Raw genomic sequence first — 24,360 nt, forward strand, 5'->3', positions numbered from 1 at the left:
TCCGTGCAAGCAAATGAGAATAGTAAACAATTTAACAGAAGCTGATGCAAAATCGAAATTGAGCGGATAAAAAAATATCCTCGGCAATGCGAGGATATTGTCAAAAGTCTGAGGTGTTCAGTTTGTTGAACTAAGCGTTCTTCATGATACGTGGAATCGTATCATCACTGCGTAGTGTTAGTACTTCACAACCAGTATCAGTAACAACTAAAGTGTGTTCCCACTGAGCCGAGTTCTTGCTGTCAGCTGTGTACACTGTCCAGCTATCTTCGTCATCTAGACGGCAACCAAATTTACCAGCATTGATCATTGGCTCGATTGTGAAACACATGCCTGCTTTTAGCACTGTGCGATCGCTGTTTTTGTAGTGAACGACTTGTGGATCTTCGTGGAACTCAGAACCAATGCCGTGACCACAGTAATCTTTTACAATAGAGAACTTAGCGCGTGGGTTATTCTTGTTGTTTGTCTTGATGTACTTCTCGATAGCAGTACCAACTTGGCCAAGTTGAACGCCTGGTTTAACCTGACGCATGCCTTCGTAAAGTGCTTCTTGAGCAACCATGCATAGACGTTTGTTTGCTGGTGAAACTTCACCCACAAGGAACATTTTAGATGTGTCACCATGGTAACCTTGCGGACGAGTGCTTAGGTCTGCATTTTCGTCATCAGGAACAATCACAGTGATATCAACGTTTAGAATATCGCCATCTTTCAATACTGCAGGTTTGAATTGACCTGTGCTACCAGTCTCATCTTGTGATGCTGGAATACCATGACACACGATGTGGTTGATAGACGTACAGATAGACTTAGGGAAACCGTGGTAATCAAGTGGTGCTGAGTATGCGCCTCTCTCTAGAGCGTACTCGTGACAGATTTGGTTAAGCTCTTCTGTCGTTGTACCCACTTGGATGTGAGGTTCAATCATCTCTAAAATTTCAGAAGCCAGCTTGCCGGCGACGCGCATTTTTTCAATTTCTTCAGCAGTTTTAATTTTTACAGCCATTGCATATCTCTTAATTTGGTAGCACCTAAGTGTGCATATTGGGGCTATTCTATCAGTGCAGCATTTTAGCGCAACATTCCCATATCCATACAATGCTGGTGGATACTACTTAATTTAAGCCGATATTGCGCTGTAAGACGATGCTGAATCGATTTGATTAGGCCGCGATTTATCGGTGAAATCCGCTAATAGGCTAGAGTATAGCAGTCGCCATTTTTGGATTTTTTTCTAGCCATAGATAGACAAAATATGGTATAAAGCGCGCCGGACATCAGGACTGTTTTCTCCAATTGGCGAAACAAGCTTTGTGTCCACTAACTTATTTCTTTAAATCACACACATTCCGACACATGTTCCGGGGTGCCTCAACAACACAGATAACGGCTGAAAAGTGGTTAGTTGTTAGGGGTCGGATTCATGGGGGATGTGGAGGCCTAACCCCATAGAGGATTTTAAAATGGCAACTGTATCAATGCGCGATATGCTTAAAGCTGGTGTTCACTTCGGTCACCAAACTCGTTACTGGAACCCAAAAATGAAGCCATTCATCTTTGGTGCTCGTAACAAAGTACATATCATCAACCTAGAAAAAACTGTACCAATGTTCAACGACGCTCTAGCTGAAATCGCTAAAGTTGGCGAGAAGAAAGGTAAAGTTCTTTTTGTTGGTACTAAGCGCGCTGCATCTGAAGCTGTTAAAGAAGCTGCTATCAACAGTAACCAGTTCTACGTTAACAACCGCTGGTTAGGCGGTATGCTAACGAACTACAAAACTGTTCGTCAGTCTATCAAGCGTCTGAAAGAACTTGAAGCGCAAGCTCAAGACGGTACTTTCGACAAGCTTACTAAGAAAGAAGCTCTAATGCGCACTCGTGAAATGGAGAAGCTAGAGAAGTCTCTTGGTGGTATCAAGAACATGGGCGGCCTTCCAGACGCTCTATTCGTTATCGATGCTGATCACGAACACATCGCAGTTAAAGAAGCAAACAACCTAGGTATCCCAGTTTACGCTGTAGTTGATACTAACTCTAACCCAGACGGTGTTGATTTCGTTATCCCTGGTAACGATGATGCAATCCGTGCAGTACAGCTTTACCTAAACGCTGCTGCAGACGCGGTTAAAGAAGGTCGTAACAAAGATGTTGCTGCTGTAGCTGCTGAAAAAGACGGTTTTGTAGAAGCTGAATAATAGCGGCTCTGAGCCATATTTAGTTCATATTAAGCGGTCATAATCGATGGCTTAAGAACTGAATACAGTCAATATCAGGGGCCAATTAATTAGGCCCCTGTTTTTTATCTTTTTTAGAATTTACTGAGGAATAGAGAATGGCAACTGTAACTGCAGCTCTAGTTAAAGAACTTCGTGAACGCACAGCTGCGGGCATGATGGAATGTAAAAAAGCGCTTGTTGCTGCTGAAGGCGACATCGAGCTAGCAATTGAAAACATGCGTAAATCTGGCGCAGCGAAAGCAGCTAAAAAAGCTGGTAACGTTGCTGCTGAAGGCGCAATCATCATTAAAGAAGAAGCTGGCGTTGCTGCTCTTCTTGAAGTGAACTGCCAAACTGATTTCGTAGCTAAAGATGCAGGTTTCCTTGCATTCGCTAACGAAGTTGCTGAAGTTGCTCTAGCTGAACGTCTAGACATCGTTGCACTTCAAGCTAAGTTTGAAGACGCACGTATCGCTCTAGTAACTAAGATCGGTGAGAACATCAGCATCCGTCGTGTTGAGCTTGTTGAAGGTGTTGCACTAGCTTCTTACCGTCACGGCGAGAAAATCGGTGTTGTTGTTGCTGGTGAAGGCGAAGCTGAAACGCTTAAGCACATCGCTATGCACGTTGCTGCTTCTAAGCCTGAGTACGTTAACCCATCTGACGTACCTGCTGACGTAGTAGAAAAAGAAAAAGCTGTTCAAGTTGAAATCGCTATGAACGAAGGCAAACCACAAGAGATCGCTGAGAAAATGGTTATCGGCCGTATGAAGAAATTCACGGGCGAAGTATCTCTTACTGGTCAAGCTTTCATCATGGAACCTAAGAAAACTGTTGCTGACATTCTTAAAGAGAAAGGCGCATCAGTTACTACCTTCGTTCGTTTAGAAGTTGGTGAAGGTATCGAGAAAGCAGCTGAAATGAGCTTCGCAGACGAAGTTGCAGCGGTACAAAAAGGTTAATCCTTAGCGTATTGTTTGAAAAGAGACCGTGGCAAATGCTGCGGTCTTTTTATGAATAATGAATTATTTCCGGCTTTTAGCTGTTATGAATGCAAACTGAGCTCTTCAGTTTTTATCCATGACTGTTAATCATCAACTCTTTGGAAGGTAAGCTCCATGACTACGAACCCTAAACCAGCGTATCAACGTATTCTGTTAAAACTTAGCGGTGAAGCGCTACAAGGCGAAGAAGGTTTTGGTATTGACCCAACGATCCTTGATCGTATGGCTCAAGAAGTAAAAGAATTAGTTGAACTAGGCGTTCAAGTTGGTGTTGTTATCGGTGGTGGTAACCTTTTCCGTGGCGCAGGCCTAGCAGAAGCGGGTATGAACCGTGTTGTTGGTGACCATATGGGGATGCTTGCAACGGTAATGAACGGCCTTGCTATGCGTGACGCACTACACCGTGCTTACGTAAACGCACGTGTAATGTCAGCAATTCCTCTTAAAGGTGTATGTGACGACTACAACTGGGCAGATGCAATCAGCCAACTACGTCAAGGTCGTGTTGTGATCTTCTCTGCTGGTACTGGTAACCCATTCTTTACTACAGACTCTGCTGCATGTTTACGCGGTATCGAAATCGAAGCTGACGTAGTTCTAAAAGCAACAAAAGTAGATGGTGTATTTACTGCTGACCCAGTAGCAAACCCAGACGCAGAGTTGTATGATACGTTGTCTTACAACACAATTCTTGAGAAAGAATTGAAAGTAATGGACTTGGCCGCATTTACGCTAGCACGTGACCACAAAATGCCAATCCGTGTATTTAACATGAATAAGCCAGGCGCACTACGTCGCGTGGTTATGGGTGAAACTGAAGGTACATTAATCAGCGACGCTGACTAATTTTTCGGGCTTACTGAAGTATAATGCCTCGGTAAGCTTATCCTTATCACTCCAAATAAAAAGCTTTCTTGAAGAAAGAACATAATCAAGGTGAAATTGTGATTAACGAAATCAAAAAAGACGCTCAAGAGCGCATGGTAAAAAGTGTTGATGCACTAAAAAACAGCCTACAAAAAATCCGTACAGGCCGTGCTCACCCGAGCCTACTTTCTGGTCTTACTGTTGAGTACTACGGTGCACCAACACCTTTGACTCAAGTAGCTAACGTTATTGCTGAAGACGCACGTACACTAGCAATTACAGTGTTTGATAAAACACTGACTCCTCTTGTTGAAAAAGCAATCATGACTTCTGACCTAGGCTTAAACCCTATGTCTGCAGGTACGGTTATTCGCGTTCCACTTCCACCGCTTACGGAAGAGCGTCGTAAAGACCTAGTTAAAATCGTTCGTGGCGAAGCTGAAGGTGGCCGTGTTGCTATTCGTAACATCCGTCGTGACGCGAATGGCGATCTAAAAGCGCTTCTTAAAGACAAAGAAATTTCAGAAGACGAAGATCGTAAAGCACAAGACGAAATTCAAAAGCTAACTGACGCTGCGGTTAAGAACGTAGACGAAGTTCTAGCAGTTAAAGAAAAAGAGTTGATGGAAGTTTAATTTTCCATATTCTTTTCTTTCAGGAAAAACGCTGTACTCACGGTGCAGCGTTTTTTTATGCTATTCTGTTCGACTATTAGAATTTGATTCACTCTTTTATGCATAATTCTCAAGCGTTCACAGACTCTCTTCCTAAACACATTGCTATCATTATGGATGGTAATGGTCGCTGGGCAAAAGCTCAGGGTAAGCCTCGTGTCTTTGGTCATAAAAATGGCGTTCAAGCCGTTCGAAAAACCATATCTTCAGCAGCCAGACTTGGCATTAAAGCCGTAACTCTTTTTGCTTTTAGTAGTGAAAATTGGCGTCGTCCTGAAGAAGAAGTGGGTGTCTTGATGGAACTGTTTATTTCAGTGCTGTCGAGTGAAGTAAAAAAGCTTCATAAAAATAATCTTCAACTTCGTGTTATTGGTGATAAAAGTCGTTTTAATGCGCGACTACAAAAGAAAATAGAAGAAGCGGAAGCTTTGACTAGCACCAATACGGGTATGGTTATTAATATTGCGGCTAACTACGGCGGTAAGTGGGATATCCAGCAAGCGATGACTTCGATTGCTCAACAGGTTAAGTCTGGCGATATTAATGTAGAAGACATTGATGAAGCTATGATTACACAGCACCTGACGATGGCAGATATTCCAGAAGTCGATCTACTTATCCGCACCAGTGGCGAGTGCCGCATTAGTAACTTTATGCTTTGGCAATTAGCTTACGCCGAAATGTATTTCACTGAACAATTCTGGCCAGACTTTAATGAAGACAGCTTAGTAGAAGCTGTGACTTGGTTTGTAAACCGCGAGCGTCGTTTTGGATGCACCGGTGAGCAAATTAAAGCTCTGATGGACAGTTAATAAGGATTTTTTTGGTTTGAAACAACGAATTATTACGGCGTTGATTTTAGCTCCCCTAGTTATTCTAGGTATTTTCGAGTTATCACTTCCCACGTTTATTCTTTCACTAGCGGTAATCTCGCTACTGGGTTTTTGGGAGTGGACTCAGTTTGTTGAAAGCAAATCGCGTTCTTTAGCGTTGATTCCAACAGTTGTGGTAAGTGCTGCAAGTTTTGCTTTTATACCTTTTGATGCATTTAGCCTTAATAACTTATCGAGTGCTCACTATGCCATTCTAACGATTGGTTCAATTTGGTGGGTAATCGCAAGTGGTATGGCAGTGACTTATCCTAAGTCTATGCCAGCATGGAAAGACTCATCAATTCTTCGTCACGCATTTGGCGTGCTGACTTTGCTACCATTCTTCTGGAGTGTGGTTATCCTGCGTGCTAACGGTATCGATGTTGATCCTTACCACGGTGCAAAATTGGTGATGTTCGTTTGCTTGCTTGTTTGGGCTGCAGACAGTGGTGCTTATTTTTCAGGAAAGAGCTTTGGCAAGCGAAAAATGGCCCCTGCGGTGAGTCCTAATAAAACGATTGAAGGTCTTATTGGTGGCATCATTACAGCAGTGATCGTGGCCTGGATCTTTGCTGACTTGTTTGATATCCAATTCACAAGTCCTCTCCACATGATTGTTATTACTCTTGTGACCGTCGTTATTTCTGTTCTTGGTGATCTTGTTGAAAGCATGTTTAAACGTGTTTCTGGGGTGAAAGACAGCAGTAATCTGATTCCTGGTCATGGTGGTATACTTGATAGAATAGATAGCTTAACGGCTGCGTTCCCTGTCTTTGCTCTGCTTTATTTAGCATTCTAATAAAAAAGGGCAGTGATTCTGCCCTTTATTACATTTCTACGGTCATATGTGATGCGAAATCTAACTATCCTTGGCGCTACCGGCTCAATTGGTGCAAGTACACTAAAAGTCGTTGAACAAAACCCAGAACTCTATTCGGTTGTAGCAATGGCTGCAGGCTCGAATGTTGAAAAGATGCTGGCGTTAGTTGAAAAGTGGCAACCAAGCTATGTTGCTATGGCTTGCCCTGATGCAGCATCTAAGCTGACTGAAGTGTTGTCTACAAATTACCCAAACATCAAAGTTCTTTCTGGTTCTGAAGGCATGTGTCAGGTCGCTTCTCTAGATGAAGTGGACACGGTAATGGCTGCTATTGTGGGTGCGGCAGGTTTGCTTCCTACGATGTCAGCAGTTAAAGCGGGCAAGCGTATCTTACTTGCTAATAAAGAAGCCTTAGTGATGTCAGGGCAGTTGTTCATCGACGCAGTCGAAAAATATGGCGCTGAGCTACTTCCTGTCGATAGTGAACACAATGCTATCTTTCAATGCTTACCGCAAAATGTACAAACCAATCTAGGTCGTTGTAATCTGGAAGAGAACGGTATCAACCATATTCTCTTGACGGGTTCTGGCGGCCCTTTCCGCTATACGGATGTTGCAGAGCTAGAGTCGGTAACACCAGAACGAGCTATCGCACACCCAAACTGGTCAATGGGCCCTAAAATCTCTGTCGATTCAGCAACTATGATGAATAAAGGCTTAGAGTACATTGAGGCGAAATGGCTATTTAATGCCTCTCAAGAGCAACTCAAAGTTATTATCCACCCTCAGTCTGTGATTCATTCTATGGTTCAGTACAAGGATGGCTCGGTGCTCGCTCAAATGGGCGAACCCGATATGGCAACGCCAATCGCTTTGACGATGTCTTATCCTGAACGCACAGAAGCGGGTGTTAAGCCTCTGGATTTCACCAAAGTGGGCGAGCTTACCTTCTTAGAGCCCGATTTAACTCGTTACCCATGTTTGAGATTAGCCATTGAGGCGTGCTATTTGGGTCAGCATGCAACAACAGCGATTAATGCGGCAAACGAAATTGCAGTCAATGCTTTCTTGAACAATCAAGTAAAGTTTACCGATATTGCTATCATTAACGAGTATGTTATGAACAAAGTATGTGAACAACATAACTCTGAGGGCTTAGATAGCTTGGAAAGCCTTCTTGAGCTCGATAATATGTCTCGTCAAATAGCCATTCAATTTATAAAAGAGCAGCTAGCATGAGTGGAATTCTGTGGAACTTCGCATCCTTTATTGTAGCGCTTGGTATTCTGGTCGCTGTTCATGAATTTGGACACTTCTGGGTTGCTCGTCGCTGCGGTGTGAAAGTAGAAAAATTCTCGATTGGTTTTGGTAAATCGATCTGGAGTAAAGTTGGCCGCGATGGAACGGAATATAGCTTGTCAGTCATTCCATTGGGTGGCTACGTTAAGATGCTTGATGGTCGTGTTGATGACCTTTCTGAAGACGAACAGCAATACGCTTTTGATAAGAAACCGTTGTGGAAACGAACGGCGATTGTGGGGGCAGGTCCAGCATTCAACTTTATCTTTGCCGTGTTCGCATATTGGCTGGTATTTTTGATTGGCGTGCCTGCGGTTAAACCGGTGATCGGTGAGGTCACCCCGCAATCTATTGTTGCACAAGCCGGAATTGAAACTGGAATGGAACTTAAATCTATTTCAGGAATCAAAACCGCAGATTGGGAATCAGTAAACTTGGGTTTGATATCACATATTGGTGATGAGTCCATGACTGTAACGGTTTCTTCTCAAGACGACATCGGCTTTGAACAACAGATAACATTGGATATTTCTGACTGGTCGTTCAACCCAGAAACTGAGTCAGCAATGACAACGCTTGGTTTTAGACCCTATTCTCCAGAGATATCGACAGTGCTCGCTCAAGTTATTGATGACGGTGCTGCCTATTCTGCAGGGCTAGAATCTGGCGATAAAATTGTCGAAATTAATGGTCAGCCTATTGAACAGTGGAAGTCGGTTGTTGAATTAATCCGTTCACACCCAATGATGCCCTTGGACCTTGTCGTATTACGAAATGGTGTTGAGCGGTCATTGGTTATGACGCCGAATAGTCGCGAATTTTCTGATGGTTCTACAATCGGCTATGCGGGTATTGCTCCCGAAGTCGCAGAATGGCCAGAAGATTATCGCTTTGAGTTACAATTTGGTGTAATTGAGTCTGTAGGAAAAGCATTTGATAAAACAGGTCAAATCATAGGTTTGACACTGACAATGCTTAAGAAGCTTATCGTTGGTGATGTTGGCTTAAATAACTTGAGTGGCCCAATTTCAATTGCTAAAGGCGCAGGGGCAACCGCCGATTACGGTTTGGTTTACTTCTTAGGTTTTTTAGCTCTGATTAGTGTTAACTTGGGTATTATTAATTTAGTTCCGCTGCCTATGCTTGATGGCGGACATTTGCTCTTTTTCGCTATTGAGGCCGTTACTCGTAAACCTGTACCTGAAAAAGTTCAAGAAATGGGATACAGAGTGGGAGGCGCAATCCTCTTCTCTTTGATGGCTCTGGCAATATTTAATGATTTTACTCGTCTGTGAATGGTTTCTCACAGGCATTGGTAGTAGCAAGGAATAATTAGAATAAGTATGGCGATTAAGCAAATTCTGTTCGCAAGTCTATTGGCCACTAGTGTGGCTGCGAACGGAGCACAAAACTTTGTAGTTCAAGATATCAAGATCGAAGGTTTACAGCGTGTTGCACTTGGTGCAGCTCTACTGAAAATGCCAGTACGTATTGGCGATGAAGTGGATGACGGCGATGTGTCTGAGATCATTCGTGCACTGTATGCTTCAGGCAACTTTGAGGACGTTAAAGTTCTTCGCGATGATGATGTTTTAGTTGTTCAAGTCAAAGAACGACCGACCATCGCAAGTATCTCATTCTCAGGTAACAAGGCGATCAAAGAAGAACAACTTCAGCAGAACCTAGATGCATCTGGTGTTCGTGAAGGTGAAGCCCTTGACCGAACTACACTGAGTAACATTGAGAAGGGCCTTGAAGATTTTTACTACAGTGTTGGTAAGTACAACGCGACAGTGAAAGCCGTAGTGACGCCTCTGCCTCGTAACCGTTCTGACCTTAAGTTTGTGTTTACTGAGGGCGTGTCCGCTAAGATTCAGCAAATTAACTTTATCGGTAACGAAGTTTTCTCTGACGCTGATCTACTTAGTCGTTTCAACTTGAACGTTGATGTTGCATGGTGGAATTTCCTTGCGGATGAAAAATACCAGAAGCAAGTACTGGCTGGTGATATCGAAGCGTTGAAATCTTACTACCTTGACCGTGGTTACCTTAAGTTTAAGGTAGATTCGACTCAGGTTGCGATCTCTCCTGATAAGAAAGGTGTTTACATCACGCTAGGCCTAGACGAAGGCGAAGCTTATACCGTTAAAGATGTCTCTTTCCGTGGTGAGCTTATCGGCCGCGAGGCTGACTTCGAAGCGTTAGTGCCATTCGAAGATGGCGATACATATAACGGTTCTTCTGTAACGTCTTTAGAAGAGAGCGTGAAACGAATTCTAGGCGAATCTGGCTATGCGTACCCACAAGTTCGTACTATTCCTGAATTTGACGATGAGACCAAAGAAGTGTCGTTGGTTATCAATGTAGAAGCGGGCAGCCGTATCTACGTTCGTGATATTCGATTCACGGGTAACAACTCAACGAAAGATGAAGTACTGCGTCGTGAAATGCGTCAAATGGAAGGCAGCTGGCTGAACTCCAAGTCGATTGATACAGGTAAGAGCCGTCTTAACCGTTTAGGCTTTTTTGAAACGGTCGATGTGCAAACGGTACGTGTTCCTGGCAGTGAAGACCAAGTGGATCTGGTTTACAACGTTAAGGAAGCGAACTCGGGTAGCGTCAACTTCGGTGTTGGCTACGGTACTGAATCGGGTGTCAGCTTCCAGGTTGGTTTACAGCAAGATAACTTTGCAGGTTCTGGTAACCGTGTTGGCGTAAGCGCCATGATGAACGATTACCAAAAGAATGTGAGCTTAGACTACCGCGACCCATACTGGAACCTTGATGGCGTGAGTATGGGCGGCAAAATCTTCTACAACGAATTTGAAGCCTCTGAAGCTGGTATTGTCGATTATACCAACCAAAGTTATGGTACGAGCTTAACATGGGGTTTCCCTATGGATGAGCTGAACCGTCTCGAGTTTGGTTTTGGTTATACGCACAACAAGATCGGTAACGTTCCTACCTATATTCAAGTTGAACAGTTTGCGAGAAGTATTGACCAATACGGTGATGAGCATATCTTAACCGATGACTTCGATATCAATATCTCTTGGACGCGCAACAACCTTAACCGTGGCTTCTTCCCTACTGAAGGTAACCACCAACGTGCTTTCGCGAAAATGACAGTACCTGGTTCGGATGCTAAATACTTCAAAGCGCAATACGATGTAAAACATTACATTCCGTTGACTAAAAAGCATGAGTTCACACTATTGATGCGTGGTCGATTAGGCTATGGTAACGGTTATGGTCAAACGGATGGTAATGATAACTTGTTCCCATTCTACGAAAACTACTACGCGGGTGGTTTTACAACACTACGTGGTTTTGGTTCTAACTCAGCTGGTCCAAAAGCTGTTTACGGAAATAGCACGGGCAACAACCCGACGTACAATTCTGCAACCGATGATTCGGTTGGTGGTAATGCGGTTGCTTTGGCTAGCGTAGAGTTAATCGTACCAACACCGTTTGCTTCTGATGAAGCGCGCAGTCAGATTCGAACTAGCGTGTTCTTCGATATGGCAAGTGTATGGGATACCGAATTCGTAGACCGTGGTGCACCGAATAGCGGTCAACAGTACTACTACGATTACTCTGACCCAACAAATTACCGTTCATCTTATGGTGCCGCTCTTCAGTGGATGTCACCGATGGGACCATTGGTTTTCTCTCTAGCGAAACCAATCAAAATCTACGAAGGCGATGACGAAGAATTCTTCACATTCACCATTGGTAGAACTTTCTAATCTTTAAAGGACAATATTTTGAAAAATATGATTAAAGCAGCAGGTTTAGGCCTTGTAGTTCTTAGCTCTTCTTTCTTTGCAACAGCGGCTGAAGCTGCGCAAAAAGTGGGCTATGTAAATACTGCACAAGTATTCCAGGCTCTACCTCAGCGTGAAGTTGTTCTTCAAAAAATGCAGGAAGAGTTCAAAGATAAAGCTGCTGAGCTTCAAAGTATCCAAGCTGAAGCTAAGACTAAGATTGAAAAGCTTAAGCGTGATGGTGAGCTATTAGGGCCTGATGAAGTAGAGAAACTTCGTATTGAAGTCGGCCAACTAGACAGCAAATACAAAATCAAAGCTCAAGCACTAGAAAAAGCAAGCCAACGTCGTGAAGCACAAGAGAAGCAGAAGCTATTCAAAGTAATTCAAGATGCTGTAACTAAAGTTGCAGAGAAAGAAGGCTACGACATGATCGTTGATATTCAAGCTCTGCAGTACGGTAAGCCAGAATACAACATCTCTGAAAAAGTAATTAAATCACTGAAATAAGTTTTATGAAGAATCTGACCTTAGCCGAATTGGCAACGATTACCGGTGGAGAGCTACACGGAGACGGTGCAGTTACCGTTTCAGCAGTCGCTCCTATGGATAAAGCGCAAGAAGGAAATATTACGTTCCTTTCGAACGTGAAGTACAGCAAGCACCTTGGTGACTGTAAAGCATCCGCTATTATGGTTAAAGAGAGCGAGCGTGAACTGTGTAAGACCAACATTATTGTGGTCAGCGACCCTTATGTTGCTTTTGCTAAGGTTGCTCAAGCGCTTGATTCCACGCCAGCGCCAGCTACGGGTATTGCTGATTCTGCTTCAATTTCAGGCGACGCGACCATTGGACAAAATGTGTCTATTGGTGCCAATGCTGTGATTGAAACTGGCGTAGTGCTTGGTGATGACGTCGTTATCGGTGCTGGTTGCTTTATTGGTCAAAATGCAAAAATTGGCGCAGGTACTAAGCTTTGGGCTAACGTAAGTGTTTACCATGAAGTGGTGATTGGCGAAGCATGTTTGATTCAATCTAGTACAGTGATTGGATCCGATGGTTTTGGTTATGCGAATGAGAAAGGCGAGTGGGTTAAGATCCCGCAAGTCGGTTCAGTTCGTGTTGGTAACCGCGTAGAAATCGGCGCGTGTACTACCGTTGACCGTGGCGCATTAGATGATACTATTATTGAAGATAACGTTATCTTAGATAACCAACTTCAGATAGCTCATAATGTTCACATCGGATATGGTTCTGCTATTGCAGGTGGTACTATCATCGCCGGCAGCACAACGATAGGTAAGTACTGTATTATTGGTGGCGGTTGTGTGATTAATGGTCATATAGAAATCGTTGACGGCGTTACAATCACCGGTATGGGGATGGTAATGCGCAGTATCACCGAAAAAGGCATGTACTCTTCAGGTATTCCTTTGCAGCCAAATAAAGATTGGCGTAAAACAGCAACGCGAGTTCATCGTATTGATGAAATGAACAAGCGTTTGAAAACCGTTGAAAAACTTATCGAGAACAGCGCGGAATCATAATTCCAGCATTTCTAATAAAAGGCTCGCGTACAGCGAGTCTTTTTCGTTTATAATCCTTCTCATTAAATAAAGAATATACATAGGAATACGACTTTGACTACTGAACAGACAACGATGAACATTACTGAAATTCAGGAACTATTACCTCATCGCTACCCATTCTTAATGGTTGATCGTGTGACTAGCTTTGAAAAAGAAAAGACACTGACTGCGATTAAGAATGTTTCTGTTAACGAACCTCAGTTCACTGGCCACTTCCCACAACTTCCTGTATTCCCAGGTGTGTTGATCTTAGAAGCAATGGCGCAAGCAACAGGTCTTCTAGCATTTAAATCTTTTGGTGCTCCTTCTGGTAATGAGCTTTACTACTTTGCTAGCGTAGATAAAGCGAAGTTCCGCAAGCCAGTAGTGCCTGGTGACCAATTGGTTATCGAAGTTGAGTTCTTAAAAGAACGTCGTGGCATTGCATCGTTCAACGGTGTAGCGAAAGTTGACGGCGTAGTTGTATGTTCAGCTGAACTTAAATGTGCTCGTAGAGAGTTTTAATATGATTCATGAAACAGCGAAAATTCACCCGGCAGCAGTAATCGAAGGTGATGTAACTATCGGTGCTAACGTGACGGTTGGTCCTTTCACTTACATTGCTGGTAACGTGACAATTGGTGACGACACTGAAGTGATGTCGCATGTTGTGATCAAAGGTCACACGACAATTGGTAAGCAAAACCGAATCTTCCCACACGCAGTGATTGGAGAAGAAAACCAAGATAAGAAATACGGTGGTGAAGATACGACTGTTGTGATCGGTGACCGTAATGTGATTCGTGAAGCAGTTCAGATCCACCGTGGTACAACTCAAGACAAAGCGACCACTGTGATTGGCGATGACAACTTACTTTGTGTAAATGCTCACGTAGCGCATGATGTAATCGTTGGAAACCACACTCACATTGGTAACAACGCTATCCTTGGCGGTCACGTGACGGTTGGCGATTACGCTGGTGTAATGGCATTGTCTGCGATTCACCCGTTCTGTTCAATTGGCGCTTATGCGTACATTGGCGGCTGTTCTGCGGTTGTTCAAGATGTACTGCCGTACGTGCTTGCACAGGGTAATCATGCCGCTCCATTCGGCCTTAACCTAGTGGGTTTGAAGCGTAACGGATTTGAAAAACCAGAAATTCGAGCATTACAGAAAGCGTACAAAGAGTTATACCGTTCAGGCAAAACACTTGAAGAAGCGAAAGCCGCTTTAGTTGAAATGGCGAAAGAGTTTGCTTCGGTAACTCCTATGTTAGAAATGCTAGAGAGCTCTGAGCGCGGTATTATTCGTTAATACTTGATGTGGTTATGTACCAATCAATATGAGTATGACAATAGTTACCTCGTTAGATTGGTATAACAAAAAGATCGCTACTCGTTAGGCGATCTTTTTTGTTTTAGGCAAGAAGGGAATTAGAAAACTATGGCACAGCAAGAAGCAGCAACCAATAGCTTGGACTTTGTTTCGAATGAACCTCTGCGCGTAGGTATCGTTGTTGGAGAACTCTCTGGTGACACGCTTGGCGAAGGCTTTATTAAAGCGATCAAATCACAATATCCGAATGCTGAATTCGTGGGTATTGGCGGACCAAAAATGAAGGCGCTTGGTTGTGAGTCTCTTTTCGAAATGGAAGAGCTTGCCGTGATGGGGCTTGTAGAAGTGCTTGGTCGTTTACCTCGCTTGCTAAAAGTGAAAGCGGAGCTAGTTAAGTATTTTACGCAAAACCCGCCAGATGTCTTCGTCGGTATCGATGCGCCAGACTTTAATCTAAGACTTGAATTAGATCTTAAGAACGCGGGCATTAAGACTGTTCATTATGTCAGCCCTTCAGTCTGGGCATGGCGTCCAAAGCGTATCTTTAAAATCGACAAAGCAACGGATTTGGTACTGGCTTTCTTACCATTCGAAAAAGCGTTTTATGATAAATATAACGTTGCTTGTGAATTCGTTGGCCACACGTTGGCTGATACCATTCCACTGGAGCCGAATAAGAAAGAGGCTCGCGATCTTTTGGGTTTAGAGCAAGATAAGCCGTGGTTAGCGGTATTGCCAGGTAGCCGTGGTGGTGAAATGAGTTTGATTGCTCAACCATTTATCGAAACTTGTCAGCGCATTAAGCAAAAGTACCCTGATATCAATTTTGTTGTTGCATTGGTTAATGAACAGCGCAAGAAACAGTTTACAGAGATCTGGCAATCGACGGCACCTGAACTTGAATTTACCTTGGTAGAAGATACGGCTACCAATGTGATTACTGCTGCTGATTCTGTTTTGTTAGCTTCTGGTACTGTTGCTCTTGAGTGCATGTTGCTGAAACGACCTATGGTCGTTGGCTACAAGGTCAACAAGCTCACTGGCTATATCGTTAAGAAATTGTCGATCACAGAATTTGTCTCGTTGCCGAATATCCTAGCGGGTGAAGAAATCGTAAAAGAACACATTCTTGAAGAGTGTCACCCAGATTACCTTTTCCCATCGGTCGATAAGATGCTTTCAACTGACAACGCGCCACTTATTGAACGCTTTACTGAAATGCATCACTGGATTCGTAAAGATGCTGACAAACAGGCAGCTAACGCAGTTCTGAAATTGATCGGTCGAGAGTGTGTTGAATCATAAAGTGCTTCTTTCAAAAGCATTTGCTTAAAAGTTACAAAGAGAATTGTCATGGCAGTAAAAGAGAAAAAAGAATCTCCTCCTTTTGAGTATCCTCAAGGCTACCAGTTATTCGCTGGTGTTGATGAAGTGGGGCGTGGGCCGTTAGTTGGTGATGTAGTTACCGCCGCGGTTATCCTCGATCCGAATAACCCAATCGAAGGCTTGAACGATTCAAAAAAACTGTCTGAGAAAAAGCGCCTTGTTCTGCTTCCTGAAATTAAAGAGAAAGCCTTGGCATGGTCTGTGGGTCGTTGTTCCCCACAAGAAATTGATGAGTTGAATATCTTACAAGCGACTATGGTAGCTATGCAGCGTGCTATTGCCGGGCTGAGTGTTCAACCTGATATGGCGCTAATAGATGGAAACCGAGTCCCTGAGCTACCGATGGCCGGTCTGGCTATTGTGAAAGGGGATTTACGGGTGGCTGAAATCAGCGCAGCGTCTATCATCGCTAAAGTGGTTCGTGACCAAGAGATGGAAGAACTTGATAAGCTTCATCCAGAGTTTGGTTTTGCTAAACATAAAGGTTACCCGACAAAAGCGCATTTTGAAGCGATTGAAAAACATGGCGTAACCGAGCATTACCGTAAAAGCTTTAAGCCAGTAAAACGTATTCTTGGCATAGATTAGAGCAAATTGAATAAGTTCTATATAGATTAGAGCTTTACGTTGATTAGCGCTTCCTATTGATTGGATTTTGGCATCGAATAAAGTTGCTTAGTGACGCTAGAAAAAAATAGAATACACACAGTTGTAATCCTAGGCTCAAACCTAGAACTCAGGAAAAATAATGTCAGATCCAAAATTTGTTCACCTACGCGTACACAGTGACTTTTCGATGGTGGATGGCCTATCCAAGGTGCCACCATTAGTTAAAAAAGTCGCTGAAATGGGTATGCCTGCTCTAGCATTGACCGACTTTACCAACCTGTGCGGTTTGGTGAAATTCTACGGTACTGCCCATGGGTGTGGGGTTAAACCAATTATTGGTGCTGATTTCTTGATGCAGTCTCCTGATTTTGGCGATGAATTGACAAAACTCACCGTTATTGCAACGAGTAATAAAGGCTACAACAACCTAACGTTATTAATATCAAAAGCTTACCTTCGTGGCCATGTGCAGCATCAGCCTGTTATTGATAAAGAGTGGCTGATTGAACATGCGGAAGGCCTGATTCTTTTATCGGGTGCAAAAGAAGGTGAGATTGGTAAAGCGTTGCTGAAAGGCAATAGAGAGTTGGTTGCAAGCAGCGTTGAGTTTTACAAAACACATTTCGCAGACCGTTTTTATCTGGAGCTCATTCGAACTGGACGTACGGACGAAGAGTCTTATCTGCACTTTGCGCTGGAATTAGCCGAGCAAGAAGACCTGCCAGTTGTCGCGACTAATGAAGTGGTCTTCATTTCCGAAGACTTGTTTGACGCTCATGAAATCCGTGTGGCGATTCACGACGGCTTTACCATGGTTGATCCACGTCGACCGAAAAACTACAGTCCACAACAGTACCTCCGTAGCGAAGAAGAGATGTGTGAGTTGTTCTCAGATATCCCTGAAGCATTGGAGAACAGTGTTGAGATCGCTAAGCGTTGTAACGTGACTGTACGTTTAGGGGAGTACTTCTTACCTAACTTCCCAACGGAAGGTTTAGCGATTGAAGACTTCTTGATCAAAAAATCAGAAGAAGGTCTTGAGCGACGTTTAGCATTCTTGTTTCCTGATGAAAAAGTCAGAGCTGAACGCAGGCCTGAATACGATGAGCGACTTAAAATCGAGCTAGAAGTAGTTAATAACATGGGTTTCCCAGGCTACTTCTTGATCGTAATGGAGTTCATCCAGTGGTCAAAAGATAACGATGTACCAGTAGGCCCAGGTCGTGGTTCTGGTGCTGGTTCTTTGGTGGCTTACGCGCTTGATATCACCGATCTTGATCCACTTGAATATGACTTGCTGTTCGAACGTTTCTTGAACCCAGAACGTGTATCCATGCCCGATTTCGATATCGATTTCTGTATGGATAAACGTGACCAAGTTATTGACCACGTAGCTGAAATGTACGGCCGTGATGCCGTTTCTCAGATCATCACCTTTGGTACTATGGCGGCAAAAGCGGTAATCCGTGACGTTGGCCGTGTATTAGGCCACCCATTTGGTTTTGTTGACCGAATTTCTAAGCTGGTTCCGCCTGATCCGGGCATGACGCTAGAGAAAGCATTCCTCGCAGAGCCTGCATTGCCTGAACTCTACGACGGTGATGAAGAAGTTCGTGAGCTGATTGATAAATGTCGAATTCTAGAAGGTTGTACGCGAAACGCAGGTAAGCACGCGGGTGGTGTTGTAATCTCACCGACCACGATTACTGACTTTGCACCTATCTATGCCGATGCGGAAGGTAACTTCCCAGTAACGCAATTCGATAAGAATGACGTAGAAACTGCTGGCTTGGTTAAGTTTGACTTCTTGGGGCTGCGTACACTGACGATCATTGACTGGGCATTAGGCCTAGTAAACCCTCGCTTAGCGAAAGAGGGGAAAGATCCGGTTCGTATCGAGTCGATTCCTCTGGATGATCAAGCGTCATTTAACCTATTACAAAATTCTGAAACCACCGCGGTATTCCAACTGGAATCGCGTGGTATGAAAGATCTGATCAAGCGTCTGCAACCCGACTGTTTTGAAGATATCATCGCATTGGTGGCCTTGTTCCGTCCGGGCCCTCTGCAATCAGGCATGGTAGATAACTTTATCGACCGTAAACACGGACGAGAGGCGGTCTCTTACCCTGATGAAACGTGGCAACACGAATCGCTTAAAGAGACACTAGAACCTACGTACGGCATCATCCTGTATCAAGAACAGGTAATGCAAATCGCTCAGATCCTTGCGGGTTATACGCTTGGTGGAGCCGATATGCTGCGTCGTGCGATGGGTAAGAAAAAGCCTGAAGAGATGGCAAAACAGCGCGGTACCTTCAAAGAAGGTGCTGAAGCCAATGGTGTTGATGGCGAACTGTCCATGAAGATCTTTGACTTGGTAGAGAAGTTTGCGGGCTACGGCTTTAACAAATCTCACTCGGCTGCATACGCACTGGTTTCTTATCAAACACTGTGGTTGAAAACACACTACCCTGCGGAATTCATGGCGGCAGTAATGACCGCGGATATGGATAACACCGAGAAGGTTATTGGCCTTGTCGATGAGTGTTTCCGTATGAAGCTCAAGCTCCTTCCACCTGACATCAACTCGGGCCTCTACCGCTTTAATGTGGATGAAGATGGCGCAATTGTTTATGGCATCGGTGCAATTAAAGGGGTTGGTGAAGGCCCAATTGAAGCCATCATCGAAGCGCGTAACAAAGGTGGTTACTTTAAAGACTTATTCGACTTCTGTGCACGTCTTGATCTGAAGAAGGTCAACAAACGTGTTATCGAAAAGTTGATTCTATCCGGAGCCTTAGATAGATTAGGTCCTCACCGAGCGGCGATGATGGCATCTTTGAAAGATGCGGTTAAGGCAGCAAGCCAACATCACCATGCTGAGTCGTTCGGTCAATCTGATATGTTTGGTGTGTTGACCGACGCTCCGGAAGAGGTTGAACACAAGTATACTCAAGTGCCTAAATGGCCTGAAAAGGTTTGGCTAGAAGGTGAACGCGAAACGCTTGGTTTGTATTTAACGGGTCACCCGGTGAATGCTTACATTAAAGAACTTGCGAAATACACCAGCTGTCGCTTGAAAGATGCGACGCCGACTCGTCGTGACCAATCCTTGACGATTGCAGGTTTGGTCATTGCGGCTAGGGTCATGACCACGAAGCGCGGTACTCGAATCGGTTTGATGACTCTTGATGACCGATCGGGTCGGATGGAAGTGATGTTGTTCTCGGATGCGCTCGATCGCTACGCAGAATTGCTCGAAAAAGACAAAATTGTGGTTGTTTCTGGACAGGTCAGCTTTGATGATTTCAATGGTGGGCTTAAAATGTCCGCGCGCGAGGTCATGGACTTAGGAAGCGCCCGTGAGAAATATGCTCGTGGGGTGTCGATATCTATCGAGCAATCCCAAATTAACGGTCAATTTTTTGAACGCTTTGGTCAAATCTTAGAACCTTATAGAGCCGGAACGGTCCCAGTCAATGTATACTACCAACGTGCCGACGCTAGAGCGCGGTTAACATTGGGCACAGAATGGCGTGTGACGCCAAGTGATACATTACTAGACGAATTAAAACAGCTGCTTGGAAATAGCCAAGTAGAACTCGAATTTAACTAAAATTTAGCTCCGTAACTGCGGAGCTGAATCAACAAGGATTCATAGATGAGCCTGAACTTTCTAGAATTTGAAAAGCCTATCGCTGAACTTGAAGCAAAAATCGAAGCGCTACGTGACGTTTCGCGTCACGGTGGTGACACAGCGGTAGATCTAGACAAAGAAATTGAACAACTAGAGAAAAAAAGCTTAGAGCTTAAACAGAAAATCTTTAGTGACTTAGGTGCATGGCAGGTAGCTCAACTTGCTCGTCACCCTCAACGTCCTTACACCAAAGATTACCTGGAGCATGCCTTCACAGAGTTTGAAGAGATGGCGGGCGATCGCGCTTACGCTGACGACAAAGCAATAGTGGGTGGTATGGCTCGTCTAAATGGTCGTCCTGTTATGGTTATTGGTCACCAGAAAGGTCGTGAGACTAAAGAGAAAGTGATCCGTAACTTTGGTATGCCAAAGCCAGAAGGTTACCGTAAGGCACTTCGCCTAATGGAAACGGCTGAGCGTTTCAATATGCCAATCATTACTTTCATCGACACAGCGGGTGCATACCCAGGTGTTGGTGCAGAAGAGCGTGGTCAATCTGAAGCTATCGCTAAGAACCTAAAAGTGATGGCCGGCCTTTCAGTTCCGGTTATCTGTAACGTTGTAGGTGAAGGCGGTTCTGGTGGTGCACTAGCGATTGGTGTTGGCGACTACGTGAACATGCTTCAGTACTCTACGTACTCAGTAATCTCTCCAGAAGGTTGTGCTTCAATCTTGTGGCGTGATTCAGATAAAGCACCACAAGCTGCTGAAGCGATGGGCCTAGTTGCTCCTCGTCTGAAAGATCTTGAGCTTATCGACGAAATCATTCCTGAGCCTCTAGGTGGCGCGCACCGCGATCCAGTACAAACGGCTCAGAACATGAAAGACATGCTAGTTAAACAGCTAGAAGAGCTAGAGCAGTTTGATAACGAAGCACTACTTGAGCGCCGTTACCAACGCCTAATGAGCTACGGTTACTGCTGATAAGCGTGCCTTGAAATGAGGCAGCTTCAAGTAACAAGATGATGAAAGGGTTGGACTCAGTGCCAACCCTTTTTTATTATTAAAGCATTCTCCCTTCAAACCTACTCTCATGGTTCACTCGCTCATGACTCACTTAATCGAAACCTTCACATCTGTACTTCATCAAAGCGCACTCAAGCCTAGTCGATTGATCGTGGCTTTCAGTGGCGGTGTTGATTCTCGAGTGTTATTGGAATTGGCCGCGAAATACGCTAAGTCCCATCACATTGAGTGCTGTGCGGTGCACGTTCATCACGGTCTCAGTAAGAATGCTGATCTTTGGGCTGAGCAATGCCAAACATGGTGTGATGCTTTGTCGGTTCCTTTAGCCATCGAGCGAGTATCTCTAGATATTAACAGCGGAGAAAGTGTTGAAAAGCTGGCTCGAGATGCTCGTTATGATTCGCTTCAGAAGCACCTTAGTTTTGGTGATGTTCTAATTACAGGCCAACATATTGATGACCAACTTGAAACTTTCTTGCTGGCGTTAAAACGTGGCAGTGGTCCGAAAGGACTCTCTTCAATGGCGAAAGTGATGTCGTTTGGCAAAGCGTTTATTGTGAGACCTCTGCTGTCAGTGACTCGATTAGACATCGAAGCGTCGGCTCACGATATGGGGTTAACTTGGGTCGAAGATGAGAGTAATCAGGATCTGCGCTTTGATCGAAATTTCATTCGTCATCAAGTCACTCCGACGTTGACAGAGCGCTGGCCTAGCTTTCGAGAATCGGTCTGTCGCAGTGCTCAATTATGTGCAGAACAAGAGTCGCTACTCGACGAACTGCTTGAGTCTCACTTACAACAAGCTTTGGGAGGCTGTAACAGTAAGAGCCAGAGCTTAAGCATTGATTCGTTATCTCAGCATTCTGATTTGTTACGAGCACGTTTGATCAGAATGTGGATCAGCCATTGTAATCAACCGATGCCAAGCCAAAAGCAGCTAAAACTTATTTGGGATGAAGTGGCTTGTGCTCAGGCAGACGCCAATCCTAAGCTGGTGTTGAATGATGTTGAGATTAGGCGCTTTAATAATCAGCTCTACTTGGTACAAGACACTAAAGATTTGTCGAACTGGGAAAGTGAAATCTTGATTGATGAGAATTTATTATTGCCTGATGGTTTAGGTGAGATCCATTTGAAAGCGGTGTCGAGTGCTAGTGCATCTCATAACCGAGATGTACAACGTTTTTCCCTTACTAAAGCCAACGGAACCTTACGAGTGATCTTTAACCCTGAAGGAGTGTCGGCTCACCCAGTTGGTCGTGGTCATAGTCGAAAACTCAAGAAGCTTTTTCAGGAATACCAAGTACCCAGCTGGTTAAGACGTAGAACGCCGATATTAATGGATGGCGATCGAGTGATCGCTGTTTTAGGCCTATTCGTAGATAAAAACTACGAAGGTCAAGATTGTGAAGCGCTTTGGAGCAAGTAGAAAAAGTTTGTGTCACAATTCATCGTCACTTTAATAAAAATAATTAATGGAATATGCAATGAAGAAAATTACACTAGGATTAGTTCTTGGATTTGGACTATTGAGTGGTAACGCTCTGGCGGGTGATGTTGCTGCGGGTCAAGCTAAAGCGGCAATCTGTGCGGCTTGTCATGGCGCAGACGGTATCGCAATGATCCCAGGATATCCAAATCTTAAAGGCCAAAACGAGCAATACATCGCTTCATCAATTAAGGCATATAAGAACGGCCAGCGCACCGGCGGTTTGGCGGCTGTAATGCAGGCTCAGGCTTCAATGCTGAGTGATGAAGATATTGCTAATCTAGCTGCTTACTACTCAAGCCTTAAGTAAAACCTTCTTAAAGCGCTGATTAAACAAGATGATAAATTTCGAGCCAGAGCTTTAATGCTCTGGCTTTTTTCATTGAATGTTTACTATAGCTAACCGATAATGAGCTATTCGCACAGTTTAAGGGATGAACATGAAAAAGATTGAAGCCATTATCAAGCCATTCAAACTTGATGATGTACGTGAAGCACTTGCAGAAGTGGGGATTACGGGTATGACAGTATCTGAAGTTAAAGGCTTTGGACGTCAAAAAGGTCATACTGAGCTATACCGTGGCGCAGAGTACATGGTCGATTTTTTACCTAAAGTGAAATTGGAAATTGTTGTGACCGACGAAGTGGCTGACCAATGTGTTGATACCATTATCGAAACGGCTCAAACAGGTAAAATTGGTGACGGTAAGATCTTCATTACTGAAGTTGAACGTGTGGTACGTATTCGTACTGGCGAAGAAGACGAAGACGCCGTATAAAAAAACTATTACCTTAAAAGGAGCGTTTATCGCTCCTTTTTCATTTCTGGTAGGGTGCTGTATGTTTAAGAAAACCATCATTGTTATCACGCTATTGATAACGCTTGCTGTTGTTAGCTTTCATATTATCTTCGTGATCCCGAATAAACCCAATTTGATCACTTCTTCTCAAAATACTAGCAACGATATCTACAGCTGCTACCAAAACTCAGCCCCGAAAGCGATTGATGTGTCTGATGGCCTAGACATTACCGTGTGGAATATCTATAAGCAAAACCGAAATAATTGGCAAAGTGAGTTAAATCAGCTGTCAGCCGGTAGCGATTTAGTTTTGCTGCAAGAAGCGAGTATGACAGAAGGGCTTCGCCAATGGGTAACGAGTGGTCAATGGGGAAGTACTCGAGTGAATGCATTTGAAGCTTTTGAACAAAGTGCAGGCGTACTCAACCTAGCGACGCATCTACCGATTGAAGCTTGTGCTTATACTCATGAAGAACCTTGGCTTCAATTACCTAAATCTGCACTTTGGTCTCGCTATCTGCTAAGTAATGGCGAAGAACTGGCTGTGATTAATATCCATGCGGTGAACTTTACCTTTGGTACGGAAGATTATGAGGCTCAGCTCAAGAGCTTAACCGACAATCTCCAAAAGTATCGTGGGCCTGTTATTTTTGCTGGGGATTTTAACAGTTGGAGTGAAGCTCGCTTTGCTGTATTGAAAGATGCGTTGGAACAGGTAGGTTTGACGGAAGTTGCTTTTGAACCAGATAACCGTACACAGTTTATGACAGGGTTGGTGCTCGATCATGTGTTCTATCGAGGGTTAGAAGTAGACAAAGCAAAGGCGCCCATTACGGACGCCTCTGATCATAACCCTATGCGAGTGACCTTTAAGGCTAAATAGAAGAAGCTATCTAGCCTATTAGCCTATTAGCCTATTAGCCTATTAGTCATTGGATCTTAGCTATTCACCATTCACACTGTGGTTACTTTGGGTAATAAGCA

At 44.1% G+C, this 24,360-nt stretch carries 22 protein-coding genes; 21 read left to right on the forward strand and 1 reads right to left on the reverse strand.

Annotated elements, in window-relative coordinates; genetic code table 11:
- Positions 1–130: 130 nt before the first annotated feature.
- Positions 131–1,009, reverse strand: coding sequence for a type I methionyl aminopeptidase (map, locus tag AB6E08_RS01750; RefSeq protein ID WP_012604605.1), 879 nt, complete (start codon positions 1,007–1,009; stop codon positions 131–133).
- Positions 1,010–1,466: 457 nt separating this feature from the next.
- Here map and rpsB point away from each other — a divergent pair, with 457 nt between their 5' ends.
- From rpsB to AB6E08_RS01855, 21 genes are all read left to right on the forward strand, one after another.
- Positions 1,467–2,198, forward strand: a complete 732-nt coding sequence (rpsB, locus tag AB6E08_RS01755) for a 30S ribosomal protein S2 (RefSeq protein WP_009847420.1) — start codon at positions 1,467–1,469, stop codon at positions 2,196–2,198.
- A gap of 137 nt (positions 2,199–2,335) precedes the next feature.
- Complete coding sequence (tsf, locus tag AB6E08_RS01760) at positions 2,336–3,181, forward strand: translation elongation factor Ts (protein ID WP_009847419.1); 846 nt, start codon at positions 2,336–2,338, stop codon at positions 3,179–3,181.
- Positions 3,182–3,337: 156 nt separating this feature from the next.
- Positions 3,338–4,069, forward strand: coding sequence for a UMP kinase (gene pyrH, locus AB6E08_RS01765; protein ID WP_009847418.1), 732 nt, complete (start codon positions 3,338–3,340; stop codon positions 4,067–4,069).
- Between the two features lie 98 nt (positions 4,070–4,167).
- Positions 4,168–4,725, forward strand: coding sequence for a ribosome recycling factor (frr, locus tag AB6E08_RS01770; RefSeq protein ID WP_009847417.1), 558 nt, complete (start codon positions 4,168–4,170; stop codon positions 4,723–4,725).
- Between the two features lie 98 nt (positions 4,726–4,823).
- Positions 4,824–5,576, forward strand: coding sequence for an isoprenyl transferase (locus tag AB6E08_RS01775; RefSeq protein ID WP_371708267.1), 753 nt, complete (start codon positions 4,824–4,826; stop codon positions 5,574–5,576).
- A 16-nt stretch (positions 5,577–5,592) separates the two neighbouring features.
- Positions 5,593–6,435, forward strand: coding sequence for a phosphatidate cytidylyltransferase (locus AB6E08_RS01780; protein ID WP_012604601.1), 843 nt, complete (start codon positions 5,593–5,595; stop codon positions 6,433–6,435).
- Positions 6,436–6,486: 51 nt separating this feature from the next.
- Positions 6,487–7,695, forward strand: a complete 1,209-nt coding sequence (ispC, locus tag AB6E08_RS01785) for a 1-deoxy-D-xylulose-5-phosphate reductoisomerase (protein WP_017103661.1) — start codon at positions 6,487–6,489, stop codon at positions 7,693–7,695.
- The gene (rseP, locus tag AB6E08_RS01790; protein WP_017103660.1) at positions 7,692–9,050 is read left to right on the forward strand and encodes a sigma E protease regulator RseP; all 1,359 of its coding nucleotides are present in this window, start codon (positions 7,692–7,694) and stop codon (positions 9,048–9,050) included. The genes ispC and rseP overlap by 4 nt, the downstream gene beginning before the upstream one ends.
- 48 nt (positions 9,051–9,098) lie before the next feature.
- Positions 9,099–11,504, forward strand: a complete 2,406-nt coding sequence (gene bamA, locus AB6E08_RS01795) for an outer membrane protein assembly factor BamA (protein WP_012604598.1) — start codon at positions 9,099–9,101, stop codon at positions 11,502–11,504.
- Between the two features lie 27 nt (positions 11,505–11,531).
- A complete protein-coding gene (locus tag AB6E08_RS01800) occupies positions 11,532–12,032 on the forward strand; it encodes an OmpH family outer membrane protein (RefSeq protein WP_009847410.1) in 501 nt (166 codons plus the stop codon).
- Positions 12,033–12,037: 5 nt separating this feature from the next.
- The gene (lpxD, locus tag AB6E08_RS01805) at positions 12,038–13,069 is read left to right on the forward strand and encodes a UDP-3-O-(3-hydroxymyristoyl)glucosamine N-acyltransferase (RefSeq protein WP_371695425.1); all 1,032 of its coding nucleotides are present in this window, start codon (positions 12,038–12,040) and stop codon (positions 13,067–13,069) included.
- A gap of 93 nt (positions 13,070–13,162) precedes the next feature.
- The gene (gene fabZ, locus AB6E08_RS01810) at positions 13,163–13,615 is read left to right on the forward strand and encodes a 3-hydroxyacyl-ACP dehydratase FabZ (RefSeq protein ID WP_009847408.1); all 453 of its coding nucleotides are present in this window, start codon (positions 13,163–13,165) and stop codon (positions 13,613–13,615) included.
- 1 nt (position 13,616) lies between these two features.
- A complete protein-coding gene (gene lpxA, locus AB6E08_RS01815) occupies positions 13,617–14,405 on the forward strand; it encodes an acyl-ACP--UDP-N-acetylglucosamine O-acyltransferase (protein ID WP_009847407.1) in 789 nt (262 codons plus the stop codon).
- A 129-nt stretch (positions 14,406–14,534) separates the two neighbouring features.
- Entirely contained in the window at positions 14,535–15,731 is a 1,197-nt protein-coding gene (gene lpxB, locus AB6E08_RS01820) for a lipid-A-disaccharide synthase (protein WP_122046029.1), read from the forward strand.
- 48 nt (positions 15,732–15,779) lie between these two features.
- The gene (gene rnhB, locus AB6E08_RS01825) at positions 15,780–16,400 is read left to right on the forward strand and encodes a ribonuclease HII (RefSeq protein ID WP_372063880.1); all 621 of its coding nucleotides are present in this window, start codon (positions 15,780–15,782) and stop codon (positions 16,398–16,400) included.
- Positions 16,401–16,560: 160 nt separating this feature from the next.
- Entirely contained in the window at positions 16,561–20,040 is a 3,480-nt protein-coding gene (gene dnaE, locus AB6E08_RS01830; protein WP_009847404.1) for a DNA polymerase III subunit alpha, read from the forward strand.
- A 45-nt stretch (positions 20,041–20,085) separates the two neighbouring features.
- Entirely contained in the window at positions 20,086–21,045 is a 960-nt protein-coding gene (gene accA, locus AB6E08_RS01835; RefSeq protein ID WP_102503508.1) for an acetyl-CoA carboxylase carboxyl transferase subunit alpha, read from the forward strand.
- Between the two features lie 124 nt (positions 21,046–21,169).
- Positions 21,170–22,516 (forward strand): tRNA lysidine(34) synthetase TilS, encoded by a 1,347-nt coding sequence (gene tilS / locus AB6E08_RS01840; RefSeq protein ID WP_372063878.1) that lies wholly within the window; start codon positions 21,170–21,172, stop codon positions 22,514–22,516.
- A gap of 46 nt (positions 22,517–22,562) precedes the next feature.
- Complete coding sequence (locus tag AB6E08_RS01845; RefSeq protein WP_012604592.1) at positions 22,563–22,886, forward strand: cytochrome c; 324 nt, start codon at positions 22,563–22,565, stop codon at positions 22,884–22,886.
- A 130-nt stretch (positions 22,887–23,016) separates the two neighbouring features.
- The gene (gene glnB, locus AB6E08_RS01850; protein WP_017063373.1) at positions 23,017–23,355 is read left to right on the forward strand and encodes a nitrogen regulatory protein P-II; all 339 of its coding nucleotides are present in this window, start codon (positions 23,017–23,019) and stop codon (positions 23,353–23,355) included.
- A gap of 61 nt (positions 23,356–23,416) precedes the next feature.
- A complete protein-coding gene (locus AB6E08_RS01855; RefSeq protein ID WP_009847399.1) occupies positions 23,417–24,259 on the forward strand; it encodes an endonuclease/exonuclease/phosphatase family protein in 843 nt (280 codons plus the stop codon).
- The last annotated feature ends 101 nt before the right edge of the window (positions 24,260–24,360 follow it).

It is taken from the genome of Vibrio sp. 10N.247.310.24, assembly GCF_041467175.1.
Taxonomy (GTDB): domain Bacteria; phylum Pseudomonadota; class Gammaproteobacteria; order Enterobacterales; family Vibrionaceae; genus Vibrio; species Vibrio tasmaniensis_A.

Coding starts and splice junctions, on each gene's coding strand:
- map (WP_012604605.1), bottom strand. CDS start 1,009: ATGGCTGTAAAAATTAAAACTGCTGAAGAAATTGAAAAAATGCGCGTC.
- rpsB (WP_009847420.1), top strand. CDS start 1,467: ATGGCAACTGTATCAATGCGCGATATGCTTAAAGCTGGTGTTCACTTC.
- tsf (WP_009847419.1), top strand. CDS start 2,336: ATGGCAACTGTAACTGCAGCTCTAGTTAAAGAACTTCGTGAACGCACA.
- pyrH (WP_009847418.1), top strand. CDS start 3,338: ATGACTACGAACCCTAAACCAGCGTATCAACGTATTCTGTTAAAACTT.
- AB6E08_RS01775 (WP_371708267.1), top strand. CDS start 4,824: ATGCATAATTCTCAAGCGTTCACAGACTCTCTTCCTAAACACATTGCT.
- ispC (WP_017103661.1), top strand. CDS start 6,487: ATGCGAAATCTAACTATCCTTGGCGCTACCGGCTCAATTGGTGCAAGT.
- rseP (WP_017103660.1), top strand. CDS start 7,692: ATGAGTGGAATTCTGTGGAACTTCGCATCCTTTATTGTAGCGCTTGGT.
- bamA (WP_012604598.1), top strand. CDS start 9,099: ATGGCGATTAAGCAAATTCTGTTCGCAAGTCTATTGGCCACTAGTGTG.
- AB6E08_RS01800 (WP_009847410.1), top strand. CDS start 11,532: ATGATTAAAGCAGCAGGTTTAGGCCTTGTAGTTCTTAGCTCTTCTTTC.
- lpxD (WP_371695425.1), top strand. CDS start 12,038: ATGAAGAATCTGACCTTAGCCGAATTGGCAACGATTACCGGTGGAGAG.
- lpxA (WP_009847407.1), top strand. CDS start 13,617: ATGATTCATGAAACAGCGAAAATTCACCCGGCAGCAGTAATCGAAGGT.
- lpxB (WP_122046029.1), top strand. CDS start 14,535: ATGGCACAGCAAGAAGCAGCAACCAATAGCTTGGACTTTGTTTCGAAT.
- rnhB (WP_372063880.1), top strand. CDS start 15,780: ATGGCAGTAAAAGAGAAAAAAGAATCTCCTCCTTTTGAGTATCCTCAA.
- dnaE (WP_009847404.1), top strand. CDS start 16,561: ATGTCAGATCCAAAATTTGTTCACCTACGCGTACACAGTGACTTTTCG.
- accA (WP_102503508.1), top strand. CDS start 20,086: ATGAGCCTGAACTTTCTAGAATTTGAAAAGCCTATCGCTGAACTTGAA.
- tilS (WP_372063878.1), top strand. CDS start 21,170: ATGACTCACTTAATCGAAACCTTCACATCTGTACTTCATCAAAGCGCA.
- AB6E08_RS01845 (WP_012604592.1), top strand. CDS start 22,563: ATGGAATATGCAATGAAGAAAATTACACTAGGATTAGTTCTTGGATTT.
- glnB (WP_017063373.1), top strand. CDS start 23,017: ATGAAAAAGATTGAAGCCATTATCAAGCCATTCAAACTTGATGATGTA.
- AB6E08_RS01855 (WP_009847399.1), top strand. CDS start 23,417: ATGTTTAAGAAAACCATCATTGTTATCACGCTATTGATAACGCTTGCT.